This is a genomic window from Bacillus sp. V2I10 (genome assembly GCF_030817055.1).
In the GTDB taxonomy this organism is placed as follows: Bacteria; Bacillota; Bacilli; order Bacillales; family Bacillaceae; genus Bacillus_P.
This window is the reverse complement of the sequence record NZ_JAUSYV010000001.1, coordinates 643,323-663,821: the sequence shown is the minus strand read 5'-3', so window position 1 is coordinate 663,821 and position 20,499 is coordinate 643,323. Positions and strand designations below refer to the sequence as shown.

Genomic DNA, 20,499 nt, shown 5'->3' with positions numbered 1-20,499 from the left:
AGATCCAGAAATAATAGAAAAGTTTCATTTTATGAAACTTTTTATGAAGAAAGGCGCATTTTCAATTTAGGAGAAACGTTCGGAGGCTCATTATGTACAACTTTATCGCTAAATTGCTTAACTTTATCGAATCTTCAACGGATCATACAAACTCAGAGATTGTGATTGCCGAATACATATTGCGTCATGTTGATAGAATTCCTGGAATGTCGATTTATCAGCTTGCAGAAGCCTGCCACACATCTCCCGCCACCATTACGCGCTTCTGTAAAAAGTTTGAGAACATTTCCTTCAAAGAACTGAAAGAATACGCCAGAACCTATATCGAGTTCAATGATTCAGAAGTGGATTATACAGAAGTAGAGGAAACTCTAAACGAAGATATGCTTCTAACTTATTTCAGCGATGTGCAAAAATCACTTCAAGAAACAAGCGAACTTATAAATTCAAAAGAAATCCTGGAAATCGTCAAGCGAATCCACCAAGCAAAAAAGGTATCATTCTTCGGAGTCACCTTTTCACACGTTATCGCACGAAATGCGCAATTCAAATTTATGCGTTTAGGTAAATACTCTACAGCCTACAGCAATCATGAAAATCAGATCGCTGATGCGGAATCACTGACTGGTGCAGACGTGGCAGTAGTCATTTCATTTTCAGGGGAAACAAGATTTATTGTTAGATTAGTGAAGACACTTAGGGAAAAAGGTATTCCAATTGTAGCCATTACAGGAAATGAAGAGTCGTTTCTGGCAAAACATGCAGCTGATATGATTCGAGTGAGCAATCGGAAGGTAACCACTTATAAGTCGCCAATTATTGAGGAGTTAAGTATGATGAGTGTCGTGAATTCGGTTTATATGATTTATTCTTTGTTTTTGGGCGGATTGGAGAGGAAATAAAAAACGAGAACACAGTTCTCGTTTTTTCATATAGATCTGTTCTATTCAGATTCCCCTTTCAGTTGCAAGCTTCATATACGCACGCCTCTTCTTATTTTCCATATGAATGAAGGTTCAATGAAAATCTAAATTTGGCATCTTCTTCGTACCACATTGGAAAATTCGTTCCCCATACATTGTTGTATAAATTAAAATGAAAGCCGTTCTCTAAAGTCGGAGGTTTATTATCCAGCTGTAATAATCGTTTTTCTCCTGGTGACACAAGAGGGACATCCTTCGTTTCAATGACAGCCCATCCATCTGCGCCATGGTAAGTTACTCCCGACTGAATGCCATGAAGGTTGCGGTTTCCGTTTTTTACAACCTCATACGGAGAAATCAGGGTGCCCATTTTATCCATTTTCCAAAGAGACGGATTATCTACCTGCAGATTAAATGAGAACCATATCGCTTCAGGAAGACGGTTTGCATCTTTTCCAAACCAATTCATTTCAATATCAATCGTTGGCTCATGCTTTAAAAATGTATAGATAATCTCAACTTCTCTTGGAGCACCGAACAGCTCTGCAGCCTGAACCGGCAAACGAAGGTTCACATAGACTCGATCTAAGCCCTGATCTTTATGCTTTGTCAGGGAAATTAATTCAGGACGATAGAGAGTATGTACAGGAATGGGCTCAACCAGCTCCATGCCCGGCTTCCCTTGATCTGCCTCTGACCAGCGGTAGGTTTGATGAAGATTTTCTACATACTGCTTAAACCACGTCTGATAGTTTTCTGTTCCGAAGGATTCATAGGAAAATACTCCAAGCCGCTGATCTTGATTGGCCCACTCTTTACCTGATCGATCAAGTAATCGAGAGATGGAGCCATCATCCGAGAATGATACTTGGAACTCACCAAGTGAATAAACAGTGCCTGTTCTTATTTCCTCTAAAAAATTCTCTTCATTCTTAACAGGCACTAATGCCTCGAGGGCTGCCTTGACTTCCTGCTTTTTGTCAGAAGAAAGCGCTCCAACAGCTTTTTGAAGAAACCCTCTCTGCTCCTTCCATGAGCTTTCAAATAAGCTGTAGCTTCTATTTTCCCATGTGGTTGAAAAGAGCTGCTTGGACATATTGTCAAATTCATGCATCGCAAATGAACCAATGTAGCCGTATTTATCAGGAACCGCATCTTTTGAAATCAAGTCGCGCTCTCTAGCCGACTTAAAATCTTGTTTTGCATAATGTTTATAGTCATTTAAATACTTTTTTTCATCAAGGCCCCATGTATGCTCAGGAATTAACAATAACCAATCCGAAAACTCCTTGAATTCTTCGCTGTCTTCTTCAAATCTGCCTTGTGTGATCCATGTATTTCGAAGCCTGATCAGCTCACGGTATTCCGCGACTTTTTTGGGATCGGTGCCTGCTCCATGAATCCATGTATCGCCGATCTCTTCATGCACAACTGGAAGTGTATGCTTGATCGAAAGAAGCTTTTCTGCAAAGGCATCCATAGTAGACGCTTTAATTCTGGCATTCGGGAAGCGTTCTCTTAATCTAGTAAACTCTTGTTTGATATCCTCTATCGATGGCGGTCCGCAATTGTCGCCGGTGTGGGCAAATACCATCACCTCATTCAATCCACCTATCCTTAAGACATCCCCGTAATTGTCTGCATAATTAATAATGACATCAGAGCCATCATCCGCTTTCCATACAAACAGGTTAGGGACGGAAGGGACCTTTGAGGCCGGGTTTACTCCAAAATGCAAATACTTGATTCCACTTTCGGCGAGCAGAGGAATCATAGCCTTTGTATGTCCCGGGACATCTGTCATTTTTCCGGCGATCGTCTTTTTCTCATACTTCTTATCAAGATTCTTCGAGATCGTTAATGCGTATTTAAACAGATTTTTGTCCATCAATTCCGTATGTGTCGTGAAAGGAAGGCCGTGCCAGGCGATATACCCTCTAGAGATGGCATCATCCATGACCTTTTTTTCATCAGCATTTGCCCGTTTTAAGTATTCATGAATGAGCCAAGAGCCCGTAGTCCATACAAACCCGGCACTGCCTTTCTCCTTCTCAAGCTCCCGGCTTAATTCAATCGCCTTGGGTATGTAGGACTGAATATATTGATTCGTCACATTTTCAGCTAAATCTGTAAAACCGATATCAAGATGTGTTTTAAATACGACATGAACAACTTCAATCTCGTTCAAATGAATGTCACCCCTAGTTTGTCTGCCATTTGGCTGTCAGTTTGATCAAGTATGAAAGGCTCTGCTCCAGGCTCTCGAGCGGGCTCCCTTCACAAATATCCTGTTCAACCGCGTACCACTCCACACCATTTTGTTCTCCCCACTTTAGAATCGGTTCAAAATCGATGCAGCCTGACCCTATCTCTGCAAAATTTTCTTTTCCGTCACTAGTCATATCCTTCAGGTGCAAAATCGGCATTTGATTTGGAAAACGGCGAATATAACTTAATGGATCAAGTCCTGCTTTTTTCACCCAATACGTATCGATTTCCGGAAAAATTTCTGGTGGAGCCAGAAGATAATCCAGAGCATATTCCCCATCGATCTCAGTTTGGAACTCAAAATCGTGATGATGATAGCCAATTCGAAACCCCTGCGGAACTGCTATTGCAGAAATGGCGAGCAAGTCTTTTCTGACGTTTTTGTATCCTTCTTCATTTTTTAAATGGTCATCTAAATAAGGCAAAATGATTTCTGCTGTTTGAAACAGTCTGGCTTCCTTCAACACATCATCCAATTCATGCTTCAGCCTGTCTAAGCTGACATGCATGCCTGCCGTTTTTAGCCCTGTTTCGTTAAGAACTCCAGCAATCTCCTCTGGCGAATACCCATATAAGCCATCCACTTGAACTGCTTCCCAGCCCATTTCTTTTACGATCCTTAAAGTGCCTGGAAAATCATTCTGAATTTCATTTCGCAGCGTATATAGTTGGGCAGCGAATTTATGCTTCATTTCTGGTCGCTCCTCTCCTTAAACACTTGCTTCATGTTCCATCAAATTCAGCCAGTTCATTTCCTCAGCCGTCAGCTTGATGGCGGAACCTGCTACTGATGACATTAATTCTTCTGAATTCTCCGGTCCTATGATGGCTGCCGTTTGGTATGGCTGATTCAACACATAAGCGAGTGCAATTTGAATAGCCGTAACACCCTTATCTTTGGCAAGCTTCTTAGCACGTTCATACCTTTTCCAATTATCCTCGGTGTAATAGACCCGAACCATTTCTTCATGATCTTTTCTATCAGGAGCAAATCTTCCGCTGAAGAAGCCGCCCGCTTGGGATGACCATGAGAGCAGCGGCATCTGTGACCCTTTGTGCCAATTCTCCATGTGCTCATCCACTGAAATACATCCAGGCCATCTTGGTTCCCTGCATTTTGCAAGGCTCAGGTTCGGACTATTAAACGTAAACCCTATTAATCCATGCGCCGCAGCATATTCATTCGCTTCCTGTATGCGCTGATGCGACCAGTTCGAAGCCCCAATCGCATGAACTTGCCCTGCAGCAAGATGCTGATTTAACGCATCCATAATCACGCCAACCTCTACGCTTTCATCATCACGATGAAGGGCATAGAAATCAATATAGTCTGTATTCAATCGCTCTAAGCTTTCTGAGATATCTTTAGAAATAGCTGCCGGATTCACGCGGGGACCTGGTTCACCATCATCAGGATGAGCCCCTTTTGTTAAAATATGAATCTCACTGCGATTCTTCCTCAAATGCAGCCATTCCCCAAAAATAACCTCGCTGTCTATGTACTGATGAGCCATATCAAACATATTTCCACCTATTTTGAAGTACTCATCCAGCATATCGAAAGCCTGCTGCTTACTGTCATATTGATAGAAATGAGCCGTCCCCATTATTAACCTTGAGCACGCTTTCTCAACATATTTTTGATCAATAATTCCTTTTAAACTGTGAAATTCCATTTAATGGCCCCCTTATGAATGATGAATCATTCTTTCTTATCATGACGTCAGGAAGATTCGTGTCCATCGCGTCGATTTTCCATTCCTGAAGCGTTTTCCATACATGGATATCGTCGCTCATGCTTCCATGCACATAATAGTCAGCCTGATGAAGCTCTTCTATTAAACTTGGAGATAATTGATTGATTGGCACATTTAATACTTGTGCCTGAAGTTCTTTCAGATAACGGACAGGATCTGCTAATCGCGAGGAGCAGATAACATTTGTGAGGATGAGCTTGCTGTGCAACCTCGCCTCTGCTAAGGATGCATGGTTAAAGGACATGAGCTGGATTTGGTCTTCCATTTGATAGCTTCGGATTAAATCTGTGACTCTTTTAGCTAATGGTTCTTTCAGGTGCTCCATCTGCTTCAGTTCGATACTGAGCACGATTTTCCCCTTCGCCCATGCTAAAACTTCCTCAAGCGCCGGAATCTCTTCATCTGCAAACTCCTCTGAAAACCACGCACCTGCATCTAGTTTTTTCAAGTCGGATAAAGTGTGTTCCCTCAAAAATCCTGTTCCATTAGTTGTTCTCTCAAGCGAGAAATCATGGAAGACAACAGCATGCCCGTCACTTGTCAGCTGGACATCAAGCTCAAGCATATCAGCCTGCAGCTCCATCGCTTTCTTAAAAGACGACATCGTATTCTCCGGACAATACGCAGATGCACCGCGATGAGCGCCAATTAGAGCTCTGTTCTTGCCTTGAAAGATTCTATCCACCTTTTCACCTGCTTCTTATGAAAAATAAATCGGATTGCTGATGACAATTGGAGTGTCGGTTTCCTCATCCCATAATTCAGCACGCACATATAAGCTGCTGCCTGGAATCTCAACAGTTCTAGACAATGTTCCTGTGGGTTTATGGCTTTTAAAAACGTCCCCTTGATCCGTAATGATTTTTAAAAGACCGCCAGTACTTTCCGGAATCTCAATTTTTATAAGTATCCTGTCATGCTTCCTTTTAAAAGTACCGCTCATCAATGTCTCTTCCGCCTGCATTTGAATCCAAGGGGCATTTGGACGGCCGGCTATACACACTTGGCCAGCTGTTAAAGCTTCTAATAGCTTTCTTGGCGTATGCATATCTGAATAAATCCATGTCGTCGGCGTTCCATATTTAATGGATTCATGAAGGCGATGGGTATCGCTTCCGCCAATCGCCACGATTTTCTTCCCTTGCTGCAATTGCAGATCCCACCATGTTAAAGTAGCTTGATTTTGTTTGCTCCAGGGACCATTCCAAATCTCCACTATCTTTACATCGAAATGCTCCAGACCCCAATCCCATGAGCAAAATGAACAGTGCGGATGGTTGATCGAAATAACGGCGCCGTTTGCCATTCCTTCATCCAGCTTCTTTTGAACATCTTCCTTCGTTGCACAGCGAAAATCGGAAAAGGGCTTGTGCACGCCATAAAAGTTGCAATGCCCGCGGTTTGTCGTCAGTTCAACAGCTGGAATAACAGCCAAATCTTCAACCTGCGGATACTGGTAGTTTTGACTGAACGTATTATGATCGGTTAAAGCCAGAAAATCTAAATCAGCCTGCCTGGCATTATCAATCACTTCTGCAAGAGTAAAGGCACCATCACTGTGATTGGAATGCAGGTGCAAATCCCCTTTGAACCATCTCTTTTCGCTCATCATAAGAGTGACTATAACGTTGACCTCACACGACCCGGGAACACGGTAAGCATTCAAGATGACCCCCCACTCGCCGGCAGGAAGCTCCCCTAACGTGTAGCCTGGCGTGGCACGGTCTTCACGGACAAAAATGTCCTTGCGGGCACCGCCGCTCCACCCTTTGAAACCATTGGGATCCTCCAATCCCAGATCAATAATATTTTCATCAGCATGACTGAAAGACAGCTCTACCTTTATTTCTTCAATATCGTCTGGGACAGAGAAGGGCAGGGTGATGTATTCGCCTTGCTGCGAATGATGGATCACCTTAGACAGGGTGACTGTGTGAACTCGGCTCACGATTCTTTTCCTCCTGAACCCAGTCCTCCCAATCCTTGTTCAAATAGAGGCTGAAGGATAAAGTACAAGATAATCATCGGCAAAGCGGCAGTGGTTGCACCCGTCATGATTAACGGCCAATCGATGTTATATTGACCCTGGAATGCTTTTAGAGCAATCTGGATCGTATACATTTCCTGCGACCTCGCAATCGTCAACGGCCATAAATATTCATTCCAGTGACTCAGAAAACTGAAAATGGCTACTAAAGCAATCGCCGGTTTATTTAGAGGCATAATCACTTTCCAATAAATTTGAAATTTAGAGCAGCCGTCAATGGTCGCCTGCTCATCCAATTCCCTTGGAATGGCAAGGAAGTTTTGCCGCATCAGGAAAATGGCAAAGCCTGTGACTGCAAAGGGAAGAATGAGTCCCACATAGGAATCAAGCCATCCATCTGGTCCTGCAAACGGTACATTTTTCATCATAAAAAAGAGCGGAACAACCATTAAGCCGGAAGGAATCATCATCGTCGCAAGCACTAAGAGGAAAAGCTTATCTCTTCCCGGAAATGTCAGTCTTGCAAAGGCAAAAGCCGCCAATGACGCAAAAAACACGTTAATAATTGTAGCTAAAGCTGATACGATAAAGCTGTTTAAGAAAGCTCTCGGCAAGTTCGTTTCCTGCCAGATTCTCAGGAAATTTTCCCAATGAAATTCTGTTGGCAAAATTTTAGGCGGCCAAACCATGACATCACCCTGAGACTTCACGGCCGTCATCAGCATCCAAATATATGGACCTAAAAACACGAATAAGACAAACGTCAGCAAAAAATACAGGATGAAGTTTTTCAGGATTTTTGACTTTTTCATCGTATTTAGTCCTTTCCGGAAGATAGCTTTAATTGAAGCCAAGTCACTGCAAGCAAGAATGGGAATAGAACAAGTGACAGTGCAGCCCCATAGCCAACATAGTTAAATTCAAACGACTGCTGCCAAATATGTTTAATGACTACCATCGTGCTGTCCATCGGTCCGCCGTTTGTCAAAATGTCAACAACCGCAACAACCTGGAATGATCCAATAACTGACATAACCATGGTGTAAACTAATATATGGGTGATCGATGGCAGTGTAATATGTATAAACTGTTTCCAGGAATTAGCTCCATCAATCCTTGCTGCTTCATATAAAGATTGAGGGACTGCCTGAAGGGCTGCCAAGAAAATCGGGATATTATAAGCTGTTCCTCTCCATGCTCCAATCAGAATCAGAATGATCATCGCCGTAGTTGGCTGCAAAAGCCATGCCGGCGGTGTTTCGACACCTGCGATCTTCAACAAGTAGTTAAGGATGCCCAGGTTATTATCAAACACCCACAAAAAGATCATGGCTGTAATAACCTCAGAGGTGATCGTCGGCAGAAAATAAAACACTTTAAAAAATCGTAAGCCTCTAAGCTTTCTATTAAGAAGCACAGCAACAGCAATCGCGCCGCCTAGCCCTAAAAACATGGAACCGGCTGTATAAACGATTGTGTTTCCGAGACTCTTAATGAAAAGCTTGTCTTGAAGCATTTGTGAGAAGTTCTTTAAGCCAGTAAATTCGGCAGGATTCGGCAGGCTATAGTCATGAAAGCTCAGCCAAATTAAATAGAGAATAGGTGCTATGGAGAATATAAATAAGAAACTAAGTGCAGGTAAAACAAATAGATAAGACCCGATATAACTTTTTAATTTATGAAACTCTTTTTTCGCTTTTATTTCAGTATTCATTTGAGTAGCCATTTCTGTTTTCATAATAATCACTCCCTTTAAAGGGAAAGGGCATGTCTTCACATACCCTTTCAATATCAACCATTCGATTCCAATGTCTATTTAGCTGAATTCACAGCCTTTTCGGCAATTCCCTGTGCCTCGTCAAGTGTTTTTTGCGGATCGGCTCCGTCAAACACAGCACGCAAAGCTTTTCCCCATGCATCATTTGCTTCTGGGTACGCTTCCAATTTGTACGGTACAGCATCCTGTAATGTCTCTACATATGGCTTCAATAATGGATCGCTGTACATTTCATCTTCATATAAATGAGTTTTCACTGGATGACGGCCTTGCTCTTTTGCTAACCGAATTCCGTATTTGTCTGAAACAAACCATTTCATTAGCTCAAAGGAAGCGACTTTGTTTTTGGATCCCTTTGGAACAAACAAGCTTCCTCCGCCTAAGACGGAACCTTTTTCATCCCCAGGAAGCTTAGCAGTTGCTAAATCTTTATAAGCATCAGGGAATTCATTTTTGATTCTAGCAATATCCCATGGTCCAGAAATGAAGGAAACAGCTCTTCCAGTCCCAAACATCGCTACAGGATGATCAGTTTGTCTTTGCTGCGGCGGAGGAACAGGAGATGATTTATCAACTGTTGCTAAGCCTGTATATTTCGCCATCGTTTCAACAATCTTTGGATCATTAAGATTCGCTGTCACCTTGTCACCGTCAAACTTCAGCGTGTTCGTTCCCGCTGCGATGACATTTCCAAAGAAACTCCATCCGCTGGCACTAGTCACGATTCCATATCTGGATCCATCTTTCTTCGTCAGCTTCTTTGATACAGCCACTAACTCATCAAGCGTTTTAGGCGCTTCTTTGATGCCGTTCTCTTCAAAAACCTTCTTATTATATAAGTAGATTGTTGTATTTACATCTATCGGCATTCCGTACTTAACACCTTCCCAGGTCGTATCCTCAATACCGCCTGGTACAAACTTATCCTCTTCGCCCCACTCTTCCCACAAATCATCAACCGGTTCAGCAAGACCCTGTGCACCCATTGCAAAGGCATGGGCATGAGCCATATCAGGAACCGCTCCACTAGAAACGGCAAGCTTTACTTTATTGCTCATATCTCCCCATTCAATCCCAACCGTTTTAATTGAAATGTTCGGATAAACTTCCTTAAATTCCTTGATCGCATCTTGAATTGGAGCTGTGTTGGCATAGTCAGCTGCAAGCCAAATTTCCAAATCTGTTTTGCCTAATTCTCCAACCTTTTCATTAAACTCCGGCAAGCCTTCTGCCGCTAGATCACGATCCGGCGCCTTTACAGGTTCCGTTTTCCCGCCCGAACTGCCCGTGCTCGATTGACATCCTGATAAAACAAGAAAAACAGCAAGTACTAAAAATAGCAGCTTCTTCATCATAATCCCCCTGTTAATCGTTGTTAACTACATGTAAGCCCTTACAATTCAGTATGTAGAATCTTGATAGATTCCAGGTCTCCCCTCCTTTCATGCCTCATCCATTACGCTTCTTGATGTTTTATATCTTGACAAGAATCGCGAATAACCAGCTTTGCAGGGATCGTTCTGATTCTTGGTACAAGCTGTTTGTTCAGCATATTAATCAGAACCTCAGCCGCTTCCTCCCCCAACTTCTCAGGAAACAGCTCGACACTCGTTAAGTTAGGAGTCGTCTCAAGAGCCAGAGTTTCATTATTGCTCAAAGCAATCAGGGAAAGATCTCTCGGAATATCCACTTCCATTTCCCTTGCAGCTCTCATCACCCCAAGTGCAACACGATCCGAATCCGCAATGACCGCTGTATACTTCTTCTCTTTTATCTTTTCAAGAAAAGAGACATACCCATATTCAGATGCGTTTGAAAAGGTCGATTGATCATAATAAACAACATTCCCCTCGTCAAACGGCATATTGTAATTATCATAGGCCCTCATCAGCCCAGCTTTTCTGTCCTCTGCTACCGTCATATGATAGGAAGCATTTAAAAACAAAATTTCGCGATGGCCATTGCCGATTAAATACTCCCCGACCTCTTTCGCCATGTCAATATTGTTATTATCAACACATTTGATATCCATGTCCGTTTTGTCTGGCCGCCCGATCAGGACAAACGGCATGCTGGAATCCCTGTATTGCATAATACGAGGATCATCTTCACGGGGATTTAATAGAATCACTCCGTCAACAGGATCCCTTGAAAAGTTCGACTGGTCATCTCCTTCATAGATGCGGTCCAAAAGAACCCGGTATCCGCTTTCCGAAGACTTTTTCACAACCCCATTAATCACTTTCGTTTCAAAGCTGCTTAACTCATAATCTTTGACAGTCGGCATCTTAAGACCAATAATCATCGTCTTCTTAATAGCCAGACTTCTTGCCATGTGATTAGGAACATAATTCAATTCCTTTGCAACCCGGATCACACGCTTTGTCACATCCTCACTTATCGGACGCTTCTTGCTGAATACATTAGAAACCGTACTTTTAGATACTCCAGCCTGCTTTGCTACATCGCCTATTGTGACCATTGAGATCTCCTCTTCCGCATTTCGTCGAACCGGTTTCATTGACAGTGAAAAAATAATGAAATATTAAAGAAGTATTTCATGAACTATTGAAGATACTATTAAAATATATTTCAATTTATGTAGAATATGCTTTTTGAGTCATCGAACCGGTTTCATTAATCTGACTTCATTATAGTAAATAGTTTTAATTCAGTCAATATTCAGATTAATAAAATTACAGAATACTAAAACAAGGATTCCTGCATCGGAACCCTTGTCATTTTTCATATATGGGAAACGATTAAATCACATTTGCCGCTAATCGAAAAAGCTCCAGTCCCTGAAGGCAAAATAAAATGAGTTCCTTTCGGAATAGGATAGCTCTTACCATCATGAATAAGCTCGCCATCTCCTTCAATCACACTGCAAAGAAGAAAAGGCTGATCCTGCGTAAATGACGCCTGTCCATTTACTTCCCACTTGCAGACAGTAAAATACTGCTCTTCTACAAAAGTCGTAATGGCTACATCATTCATCTTTGCAACGGCTGGATGATTCTGGCCATCAACATGCGGCACTGTACTCACATCAATCGCTTTCTCAAGATGCAGTTCCCGCTTGTTCCCTTCGTCATCCTTACGGTCATAATCATACACACGATAAGTCGTATCAGAGCTCTGCTGCGTTTCAAGCACAAGTGTACCCTCACATAAAGCGTGAATCGTTCCGCTTGGCACGAAGAAGAAATCACCAGGCTTAATTTTGACACGGCGCAGGAGCGCATTCCATTCCCCGCTGTTTACCATTTGAATCAGCTCTTCTTTAGAAGCAGCGTTATGACCATAAATCATGTCTGCTCCTTCTTTGCAGTCAATGATATACCAGCATTCCGTTTTGCCAAGCTCGCCATTTTCGTGTTCATTCGCATACTCATCATTCGGATGTACTTGAACAGAAAGATCATTGTTGGCGTCGAGAATCTTTGTTAGCAGCGGAAATGTGTTTCCTTCCACTCCACCAAACAATTCCCGATTCTCGTCCCATAATTGTCCTAACGTTTTTCCGGCATATTCCCCAATAGAAACCACACTTTGACCGTTTGGATGGGCAGAAATGGCCCAGCATTCGCCTGTGGTTTCGGTTGGGATATCGTAACCGAATTGTTCTCTTAATGAAGTTCCTCCCCAAATGCGGTCTTGGAAGAGCGGAGTTAAAAAAATGGGCGTTTGACTCAAATGTATACACATCCTCATTTGTTTAAATAGTTAATTTAAAGAAGAATATGAATCTATTATAGCGTTAGTATTATTTGAAATGAAGGCCAATCTAGTTTCAGCTGGCATATAGAAATTCATTGCCCTTACTTTTTAAACCACCATTCTTATTACACTCGCTCTAGCAGGATGAGGAGCATGTGTGTACGTCTTCCAATTTTACGCCATTACTTTACTAATCAGCCCATTCTTCTACATCATCATGCGAATTCATAGAAAGTTGTTTGAAGAAAAAGAGAAAAGATAACTAAGAAATTGTCGATTTGTAGGTGTTAGAATGAAAAAAATTACTATGCAGGATATTGCATATAAACTAAAAATCTCAAAACATTCCGTATCACAAGCACTGACCGGCAAGCCAGGTGTCAGTGAGGAAACAAGATTATTGGTTCAAAAAACAGCAGAAAAGCTTGGATATTCCTATCCGAGCGGAAGAAAAAACGGAACGAACGGACATACAGGAAATATCGCCCTCCTCGCTTCCGTACGAGCTTTTTCTTTCAAAAGCTTTTTCGGTGAGATCTATCTCAGCATTGAAAAAGAATTAAAATCAAGAGGGATGATCTTCTGATACTCTCAGTGAACGAAGAGGAGAAAGAAACTTTGAAGTTGCCTGACGTGATAGAAGATCGTTCGGTTGATGGAATTCTAATCCTTTCACATCTCACCACAGACTATATTAACAAGATTCTGGATACAGGAATCCCAACAGTGATGATCGATCATCATGATCCACTCAATCACGCAGATTCCATCCTGACGAATAACCGTTTCGGCGGATATGAAATGGTCAAGCATCTCATTGACCTTGGACATCAAGAAATAGGGTTCATTGGAAACATAGACTACTCGCCAAGCTACCAGGAACGTTGGGAGGGCTATCAGCTGGCACTAAGAAGACACGGACTTGAACCAAATAAACAATGGATGTATCTTCATGCTGATGAAGACGAAGAAAAAATTCACACCTTCCTTTCAAACCTTGACCCAAAACCAACAGCCTGGTTTTGCGTAAATGATGGACTTGGCTTTATCACCATGACAACCTTGCAGCGTTTAGGTTATACCGTGCCCGATCACGTATCCGTAGGCTGTTTTGATAACGGACAGCTATCAAGAATCGCAAATCAGAAAATCACAACAATGGATATTGATCTTAACTTATTTGGAAAGAAAGCTGTGGAGCAGTTGTTTTGGCGGATGGATAATAAAGGGGAGCCGTTTCAGGAGACTTTGCTGCCTGCGAGGTTGGTGAAGAGAGACTCTGCTGAATTTGCCTCCGTAAAAAAAAGGTAATGGATCAATTATAAATGGTCCATTACCTTCTTTACATTCGAATTCACGCAACACCCTGAGAATAGCCTAATAGACTATTTAATCATATTTTAGTTTTTAAAAAAGCCAAATTCCTCAAAGGAACTTGGCTGCTTCCATTTAGTATGCTTCGTACCCCTCATATGACTCAGCTACACAGGAGGATAGCTCCCACATCTCTTCTTGGCGGTCCAAGTAAGCCAGAACGAGCTGCTGGGCATGTACGGATTTGGTTAAAAAGCTTTCGACACTTCCATGAATCTCAATTTCCTCTCTATTTCTGCATTCAATGAAGGTCTTGTTGTTCTTCTCAAAAACCCGTTTCACATGATGGTAGGAAACCCACATACACTCTTCACTGTCTGGAGATAAAGTCGGAAGCATACATATCCTGTATCCTGGCGATAAACTTACCGGCAGCATTTTTTTGCCGGGCAAAATAAGCTTCGCTGAATCAACCATCCCCTGATAAGAGGCTCCGGCATGTACACAGCTGAGGTTCATAATTTCTCTCGGTGACATCTTCACGATCAGCTTTCTGTACAGCTCATGAACAATAGTCCACAACTCCCCATTTTCCGTGTACATCGGCTTCAAAACGATTGTTTCTCTCCAAACTCCATAGCTTTCTTTCATTAGCATTCAATCCACCTCAATCTTCTATTTTTGTCATGAAAAATTTCCCACAACATTATTTTACAAAAAAATTCAATAAGGGAAATAAGAACTAGGTAAATTTAACTAGAAATAAACATTACATTTACACTAAATTAACACAGACAAAGAGACCTCCAATCTAGAGGCCTCACTCATATTCCCATACAATCTTCCAATCTACCTTTTCCTTCACCACATCCTGCATAACATCGAATGTCCCGAACTTGCTCTTAAAAGTCTGCCGCACTTTGATGATACGCGCCTTATTAAATACCGGTGCTCCTTTTGCCACCCTCCAACTTCGGACCTTTTTCTGCTTCAAAATTTCAAAAGAAAACGTCGAAACCCCGTAATGACTCATATAAATATGAGACCGCTCTGTCACATATGCATTCTTTGTAAAACGATCCTGCATCAATGGGTGAAACAGATCCCAGGCACCCCCGAAGTTTCCAGTCTGTTCAGCTGTATAAAAGAGCTGCTCAGCCTTTTACGGCGAGGATGGAGTGAATAGATGAAACAGTCCGATCAGCAGGAGAATGACAGCACCGTTCATTAATATAGGAATAAGAGGGAAAAGTTTACGTCTTCGCATGATTATCACCCTTTTATGCATGTCTAAGACATGTGTATGAGATAGCATCAGGGATAATACGAACTGTTTTCATAGAAGACTTAACCCTAAATACATGCCTTTTTTCGTGCATGATTAAATCCCTGGTGCCATATAGTTGATATTAGTGCTTCTACATATGCATAGGAGAGATTGAATGATTCTTGAAAAACAGGGAATGACTACACAACAGCTTTTATTGGTTGACAGTGAATTCAGCAAAAAACAAAAGTCGAAAACAACCGCTTTTGTTTTATGGTTTTTTCTAGAGATCTTCTGCTAATCCAAATTTTTAAATAGAATTCTCTAACCATAAACTGATTCCCTACCAACCTCGGCCTTTTGATCCAAGAGGTAAATTTAATTTAAACTTAGGGTTAAGAGAAGATTGAAGGTTAAAACAAAAAATCCTTAGATTTAATAACTCCATCTCAAAGATCGATGAACTTATGATGAAGAAGATGGAATACTTCTTTTGCTCTTTTGCAAAGTAGCAATTAAGAAGAACTTGTTTTAATAAGAAATAAAAAAGTAAGCAATCCCTAACTAATATAACCAAATAATAGAAATTAATGGTATATTATAACCATTATAAATTATATAGATCAATAAAATAATTATGAGAGGTAGGAAGATTTTGATTATTTTAAGGTCAATTTTAGAATTAATGTATTTTGTTAGTGGGATTATATTAATTTTCTCTGTAATGTCGAGTATTAAGCAGGCAAAATTATTTAAAAAAGATATTGACAATAGAGAAAAACGTCAAAGAACTGAAAAATCTATTGAATACATTGATAGATTTGCTACTATAGTATTGCCTTCTTTAAAAAATTACCAAACTAAATTGCGGAATAATGAACTACAAAAATACGAAGGATTAATTGAATGTAACAAAAATGCATAACAATATTTTTTGTAACAACAATATTTGTCACGAATAGTTTTTAGTACATAGTTGGGAGAGGAGAGGATGAACATGAAGTTTGGCTATATGCGTGTTTAACATTTGATCAAACCAAAACTACGTGAAAAAACATTTAAAATGTATAATTTATTTATGTAATGGTATGGTGTAATTTTCTTTTAATGGTGATTTATTTATTGGTGGATTCCCAATCTAATTTATCCCATTCTTGTGCATAAAAAGATCCTATGATATCGAAAGGAAAAACATCTCCGAAAACAAAATGTTCTTGATCCTACTTATGTTTTCATATTCATGATCTTCAATCATCTTAAAAAAACCTCATTTATACAAACAACTTCAACAAAATATGTTTTTCCGCTGTTCTTAAGGTTCATTTTCTTGATGATATATTTTTAAGTAATGGTGCTTTCTTCTTTAACCAGAGGAATGGTATGCTTATTCTTATCAGTAGAAAAAAGAGTAAACGACAGGTCTTTCTTGCCGTTTACTCTTCAACTGTGCCATATTTACTTCATTAGAAACCGCATTATAAATGTGACCTGCTAAAATTGGTATATTTATTTGCTATTTAAATTTTTTTCTTTACTGGAAATAATACAAAGAAAAAGAAAGAAATAATTAGTATACTCATTAAAGTCTGAATTATTCTTAAGTTACTAAGATGGAAATTCAACAGAATAAAACAGTAAACCATAATAGAAAATCCATTGTAATTAGACCTTTTCATATAAAGATACGCTAGTTTGTATATAGCGCCTAGCAGAAACATTCCAATAAAAACACCAGGTATCCAAAAGTTCATATACATAGTTCCTAAAGTTTCCGTTGGAAATGAAGAAGGATATAACTCCTTAAATGGCTTTGATGGTTCGACCTCAAGATACCAATTTTGCACAATTGTCTGTAGATAAACACCCTCATCACTCGGAGGTTTATTAGGATATATTGAACTTGGGATAGGGGCGAATAATAAGTCAATAAAACTTCGTCCATACCAAATTTTATCGACAGAGAAATGATCTAAAACCAATAAGTAGTTATCTACATAACTTATTTGTTGTGTAGTTCTTCCAAGGTTATTCCCAATTTCCTCTATTAGAGCACCTGAAGTATTCATGTAATAATCAATACCAGCAGGACTTCTTAAAATTGGCACAGCTATAATATAAACTAATAAGATAGGGACTAAAAACCATATTTTTAAAGGTATTCGCCTAAAGCGTTGTACTCCATAATGCCAAGTTATGACGCAAAATGCAATCAACTGAAGTGTTTGTTTTCTACCACCAAATGAAGATAACATGAAAGCCACAAATAAAACTAAAGCAATTAAAAATAAGAATTTTAATAAAGTTTTTTTATACTTAAAACTACAGATATAGCACACTACTGATGTTATTAACAACGTAGTAGTCAATGACATTAAATAACCGTTACCCGCAGTCAATTGAGTTCTGATGTGCAAATTAGAAACCAGTACGTTGAATCCTCCAACTTTTTGTAAAAACAACATGTATCCTAAAACACCAAATCCAAAAGTAACAAAGAAAGCAAACATGTATCTTTTTTTATTTTCAGTTTTAGCTATAACTGGAAACACTGTTAGCTCTTTAATTAAAGGTGCCTTTAGACCCAAAAGTAATGATAAAGAACCAATAATTAAAATTAGTGCAAAGTAAGCGATGTACTGATCCAGATTATTCAGGCCAATTCTACTTAGAATAGCTGGGTAAATAATATATTTGTTACCTGCTATTGAGAGTAAATACGGTACAGTGGTAAGAATCAAGAAAAAGAATGCAATCATTCTAGGCGCAAACATTTCTCCTCCTTGATTCCTCCAACGAATCATAGGGACTAGTAAGACGATAAATAGTATAAAAGCAACAAGCGAAATCATTATAAATTTCCTACCCCTTTTCTAAAATCCACCTTTGATATTAAGGGATATTTCCATTCTTTGTGTTAGCTTGATGGGCATGTGGCCGATACCCATATATCAAATATTATAGGCTACCATTTCCTTACCTACCGAATCTGGACGACCTATTGAAATATAGTCAATTTCATACTTGTTTGCTTCTTCAAGAGAATAGCAGTTCCGACCATCAATTATAACTGGTTTTTTCATTAGACGTTTATAGGTATTTAAGGAAAGATCCCGAATTTCTGCCCACTCAGTAACAATGAAAGCAATTTCTGCTTTATCAAGCGCATCCACCACAGATTCAACATATATAACTTCTTGTGGAAGTATTTTCTTTGCGTTTTCTGCAGCAATTGGATCATATGCGATTATTTTGGCTCCATTTTCAACTAACTCGTTTGCAATTACTATGGATGCTGCCTCTCGCATATCGTCTGTATTTGGTTTAAATGCTAATCCCAGCATCGCAACCCTCTTACCCTCTAAACTACCAAATCGTTCAAGAGCTTTTTCAACAAGTATGGATTGCTGTTTGTTATTAACATTAATGACAGCTTCTAATAAATCAAATTGGTGTTCTAAATTACCAGCAATTTGAACTAGCGCATGAGTATCTTTTGGAAAACATGATCCTCCATAACCGATACCAGCGTTTAAAAATTTGGAACCAATTCGAGTATCTAATCCCATACCATAGGCAACGTCATCTACATTAGCCCCTAGTTTCCCACAAATATTCGCAATTTCATTAATAAAACTGATCTTAGTAGCTAGAAAAGCGTTAGAGGCATACTTTATCATTTCGGCGCTATTAATGTCTGTTTTAAAAATTGGTAAGTTAAACGGCTCATTAATTTCTTCAATAATAGAAGCAGCTCGCTCACTTTCTGCACCAATAACAATCCGATCACCATTAAAGGTATCATTAATAGCTGAGCCTTCACGTAAAAATTCAGGATTAGAGACAATATCAAATTGGATGTTTTGCTGCAGATATTGGAGAATCCATTGTTTTATTTTATAATTAGTTCCAACTGGAACTGTACTTTTGGTTACAACAATAAATCCTTCTTTTGGTGTATTTTCTGCAATATCCTTGGCTACTTGCTTTATAAAGCTTAAGTCGGCAGAACCATCTTCTCTTTGTGGTGTACCAACTGCAATGTAAATCGCCTCAGCATTAGAAAAAGCATCATGATGATTAGTAGTGAAATCTAAGCAGCCTTTTTGAATATTCTTTTTCATTAATTCATCTAATCCAGGTTCGTAAATCGGAGAAAAACCAGCACGCATTTTTTCTATTTTTTTTTCATCTATATCAACACAAGTTACGTTGTGGCCAATTTCAGAAAGACAAACCCCTGTAACTAATCCGACATAACCAGTGCCAACAATAGCAATTTTCTTCATCTCAACTTCCCCTTCAAATTGACTATTTCTAAAAAGTTATGAAAATAAACCAATACTATCTTCTATTGCATCAGAATTACTAATGTTATTATCAATGTAAAGTCTGATATTATTTGATATTTTTCCGAAATCATTTTCATCCATATCATATAATTCCTGAAAAATTGCTGCAAAACGGTTACTTTCTTTGAGTGGGATATCCCAACCTATCCCATGTTTATCTAATTCTCTCCATGGAGTTTGATCACTCAAAATTACTGGACATCCTGATAATAATGACTCGACAATAACATGACCATAATTTTCTCCATGCGTAGGGAAAAACAAAGCATCATGATTCAAAAAAATAGTAGAAACTTTATTATTATCGATTTCACCCTCATATTTCACCAATATATTACTAGGCAAAGTCTCTATAATTTTTTTGCATTCATCCCAATAACTTGAATCCTCGATTGGTCCATAGATATTAAATACCATAGGAATCGATACTTGTTTTAAACTTTTAAGCGCACCATCTAAATTTTTTTTAGGTGATATTCTTGATAAAAACACTAATTTTAAACTTCCTTTAACTTTTTTCCTACTTTTCAGATTATGATTTATGCTCGAAGGAAGATTGGAAGCCACATGAATATCTAAATCATCACCAAAATTTTGAATAATATGTTCCTTTTCTTCTAAGCTTGTACCATGCCATTGAACATTGGAATGCAATTTTATTAATTTGGTCAAATAAATAAATAATGTCTTCTTTTTTTCTTTTATTTTCAGAGCTCCTGGTGAGAATTCCCCACGAGGTGCTAACACGATAGGTTTCTGGGGGATTAAATTGAGTTTCCTTAACAACATTTGCATTATAGAAAATTTAAATGAAAAAAAGCTGTTCAAGTAAATTAAATCGTATTTAATTGTGTTTAAAAAATTCTTAAGGTTATTAAATGATATCCAGTTATGATTAACATAAAATACCTCGGCTTGACCAATGGTATTCCATGCGTTCTGTTTTATTCCTTTATAAGAATTCTGATCACCAAAATCTCTATCATAGGTAACGATTTTAAAGTTAAAATCGTTACCTAGAGCATCAACTAAATTACTAATAGAGCGGATTGGGCCTCCACCTTTAAAACCAGGAATATAATAGGGTGTAAATATTAAAACAGTTTTTTTCTCTAACATGATTGTGCCTCCAATAAG

At 39.3% G+C, this 20,499-nt stretch carries 18 protein-coding genes and 2 pseudogenes; 4 read left to right on the top strand and 16 right to left on the bottom strand.

Features of this window, described 5'->3' with window-relative positions; all coding sequences use genetic code 11:
* Positions 1 to 92: 92 nt before the first annotated feature.
* Entirely contained in the window at positions 93 to 902 is an 810-nt protein-coding gene (locus QFZ72_RS03515; protein WP_307429445.1) for a MurR/RpiR family transcriptional regulator, read from the top strand.
* A 91-nt stretch (positions 903 to 993) separates the two neighbouring features.
* On the opposite strand, the gene QFZ72_RS03510 is transcribed toward QFZ72_RS03515, so the two are convergent.
* From QFZ72_RS03510 to manA, 10 genes are all read right to left on the bottom strand, one after another.
* Positions 994 to 3,111, bottom strand: a complete 2,118-nt coding sequence (locus tag QFZ72_RS03510) for a DUF5054 domain-containing protein (protein ID WP_307429442.1) — start codon at positions 3,109 to 3,111, stop codon at positions 994 to 996.
* Positions 3,112 to 3,124: 13 nt separating this feature from the next.
* Positions 3,125 to 3,883, bottom strand: coding sequence for a sugar phosphate isomerase/epimerase family protein (locus tag QFZ72_RS03505; RefSeq protein ID WP_307429439.1), 759 nt, complete (start codon positions 3,881 to 3,883; stop codon positions 3,125 to 3,127).
* A gap of 18 nt (positions 3,884 to 3,901) precedes the next feature.
* Positions 3,902 to 4,867 carry an aldo/keto reductase gene (locus tag QFZ72_RS03500; RefSeq protein WP_307429434.1) on the bottom strand — a complete coding sequence of 322 codons (966 nt, stop codon included), beginning with the start codon at positions 4,865 to 4,867 and terminating at the stop codon, positions 3,902 to 3,904.
* Positions 4,836 to 5,633 (bottom strand): glycerophosphodiester phosphodiesterase, encoded by a 798-nt coding sequence (locus QFZ72_RS03495; protein ID WP_307429432.1) that lies wholly within the window; start codon positions 5,631 to 5,633, stop codon positions 4,836 to 4,838. The genes QFZ72_RS03500 and QFZ72_RS03495 overlap by 32 nt, the downstream gene beginning before the upstream one ends.
* Before the next feature lie 15 nt (positions 5,634 to 5,648).
* A complete protein-coding gene (locus QFZ72_RS03490; protein WP_307429430.1) occupies positions 5,649 to 6,896 on the bottom strand; it encodes a CehA/McbA family metallohydrolase in 1,248 nt (415 codons plus the stop codon).
* Entirely contained in the window at positions 6,893 to 7,747 is an 855-nt protein-coding gene (locus QFZ72_RS03485; protein ID WP_307429427.1) for a carbohydrate ABC transporter permease, read from the bottom strand. The genes QFZ72_RS03490 and QFZ72_RS03485 overlap by 4 nt, the downstream gene beginning before the upstream one ends.
* Positions 7,748 to 7,752: 5 nt before the next feature.
* A complete protein-coding gene (locus tag QFZ72_RS03480; RefSeq protein WP_307429424.1) occupies positions 7,753 to 8,673 on the bottom strand; it encodes a carbohydrate ABC transporter permease in 921 nt (306 codons plus the stop codon).
* 74 nt (positions 8,674 to 8,747) lie between these two features.
* Positions 8,748 to 10,064 carry an extracellular solute-binding protein gene (locus QFZ72_RS03475; RefSeq protein WP_307429419.1) on the bottom strand — a complete coding sequence of 439 codons (1,317 nt, stop codon included), beginning with the start codon at positions 10,062 to 10,064 and terminating at the stop codon, positions 8,748 to 8,750.
* 104 nt (positions 10,065 to 10,168) lie between these two features.
* Complete coding sequence (locus QFZ72_RS03470; protein WP_307429416.1) at positions 10,169 to 11,194, bottom strand: LacI family DNA-binding transcriptional regulator; 1,026 nt, start codon at positions 11,192 to 11,194, stop codon at positions 10,169 to 10,171.
* 263 nt (positions 11,195 to 11,457) lie between these two features.
* Positions 11,458 to 12,408 (bottom strand): mannose-6-phosphate isomerase, class I, encoded by a 951-nt coding sequence (gene manA, locus QFZ72_RS03465; RefSeq protein WP_307429414.1) that lies wholly within the window; start codon positions 12,406 to 12,408, stop codon positions 11,458 to 11,460.
* Positions 12,409 to 12,739: 331 nt separating this feature from the next.
* Here manA and QFZ72_RS03460 point away from each other — a divergent pair.
* Positions 12,740 to 13,743, top strand: a pseudogene (locus QFZ72_RS03460) (LacI family DNA-binding transcriptional regulator).
* 138 nt (positions 13,744 to 13,881) lie between these two features.
* On the opposite strand, the gene QFZ72_RS03455 reads toward QFZ72_RS03460, so the two are convergent.
* Both QFZ72_RS03455 and QFZ72_RS03450 read right to left on the bottom strand, forming a co-directional pair.
* On the bottom strand, positions 13,882 to 14,403 hold the full coding sequence (locus QFZ72_RS03455) for a competence protein ComK (protein WP_307429412.1): 522 nt from the start codon (positions 14,401 to 14,403) through the stop codon (positions 13,882 to 13,884).
* Between the two features lie 163 nt (positions 14,404 to 14,566).
* Positions 14,567 to 14,836 (bottom strand): hypothetical protein, encoded by a 270-nt coding sequence (locus QFZ72_RS03450; protein ID WP_307429409.1) that lies wholly within the window; start codon positions 14,834 to 14,836, stop codon positions 14,567 to 14,569.
* Between the two features lie 352 nt (positions 14,837 to 15,188).
* On the opposite strand from QFZ72_RS03450, the gene QFZ72_RS03445 reads away from it, so the two are divergent.
* Both QFZ72_RS03445 and QFZ72_RS03440 read left to right on the top strand, forming a co-directional pair.
* Complete coding sequence (locus QFZ72_RS03445) at positions 15,189 to 15,314, top strand: hypothetical protein (RefSeq protein ID WP_307429406.1); 126 nt, start codon at positions 15,189 to 15,191, stop codon at positions 15,312 to 15,314.
* A gap of 354 nt (positions 15,315 to 15,668) precedes the next feature.
* Positions 15,669 to 15,938 (top strand): hypothetical protein, encoded by a 270-nt coding sequence (locus QFZ72_RS03440; RefSeq protein ID WP_307429403.1) that lies wholly within the window; start codon positions 15,669 to 15,671, stop codon positions 15,936 to 15,938.
* Positions 15,939 to 16,354: 416 nt separating this feature from the next.
* Here the strand turns inward: QFZ72_RS03440 and QFZ72_RS29380 are convergent.
* The 4 genes and pseudogenes from QFZ72_RS29380 to QFZ72_RS03425 all read right to left on the bottom strand — a co-directional run.
* Positions 16,355 to 16,441: pseudogene (locus QFZ72_RS29380) on the bottom strand (hypothetical protein); the annotation flags it as partial.
* An 89-nt stretch (positions 16,442 to 16,530) separates the two neighbouring features.
* Positions 16,531 to 17,862, bottom strand: coding sequence for an O-antigen polymerase (locus QFZ72_RS03435; protein ID WP_307429401.1), 1,332 nt, complete (start codon positions 17,860 to 17,862; stop codon positions 16,531 to 16,533).
* A gap of 99 nt (positions 17,863 to 17,961) precedes the next feature.
* Complete coding sequence (locus QFZ72_RS03430) at positions 17,962 to 19,299, bottom strand: UDP-glucose dehydrogenase family protein (protein WP_307429398.1); 1,338 nt, start codon at positions 19,297 to 19,299, stop codon at positions 17,962 to 17,964.
* Positions 19,300 to 19,335: 36 nt separating this feature from the next.
* Positions 19,336 to 20,481, bottom strand: coding sequence for a glycosyltransferase family 4 protein (locus QFZ72_RS03425; RefSeq protein ID WP_307429394.1), 1,146 nt, complete (start codon positions 20,479 to 20,481; stop codon positions 19,336 to 19,338).
* Positions 20,482 to 20,499: the final 18 nt, after the last annotated feature.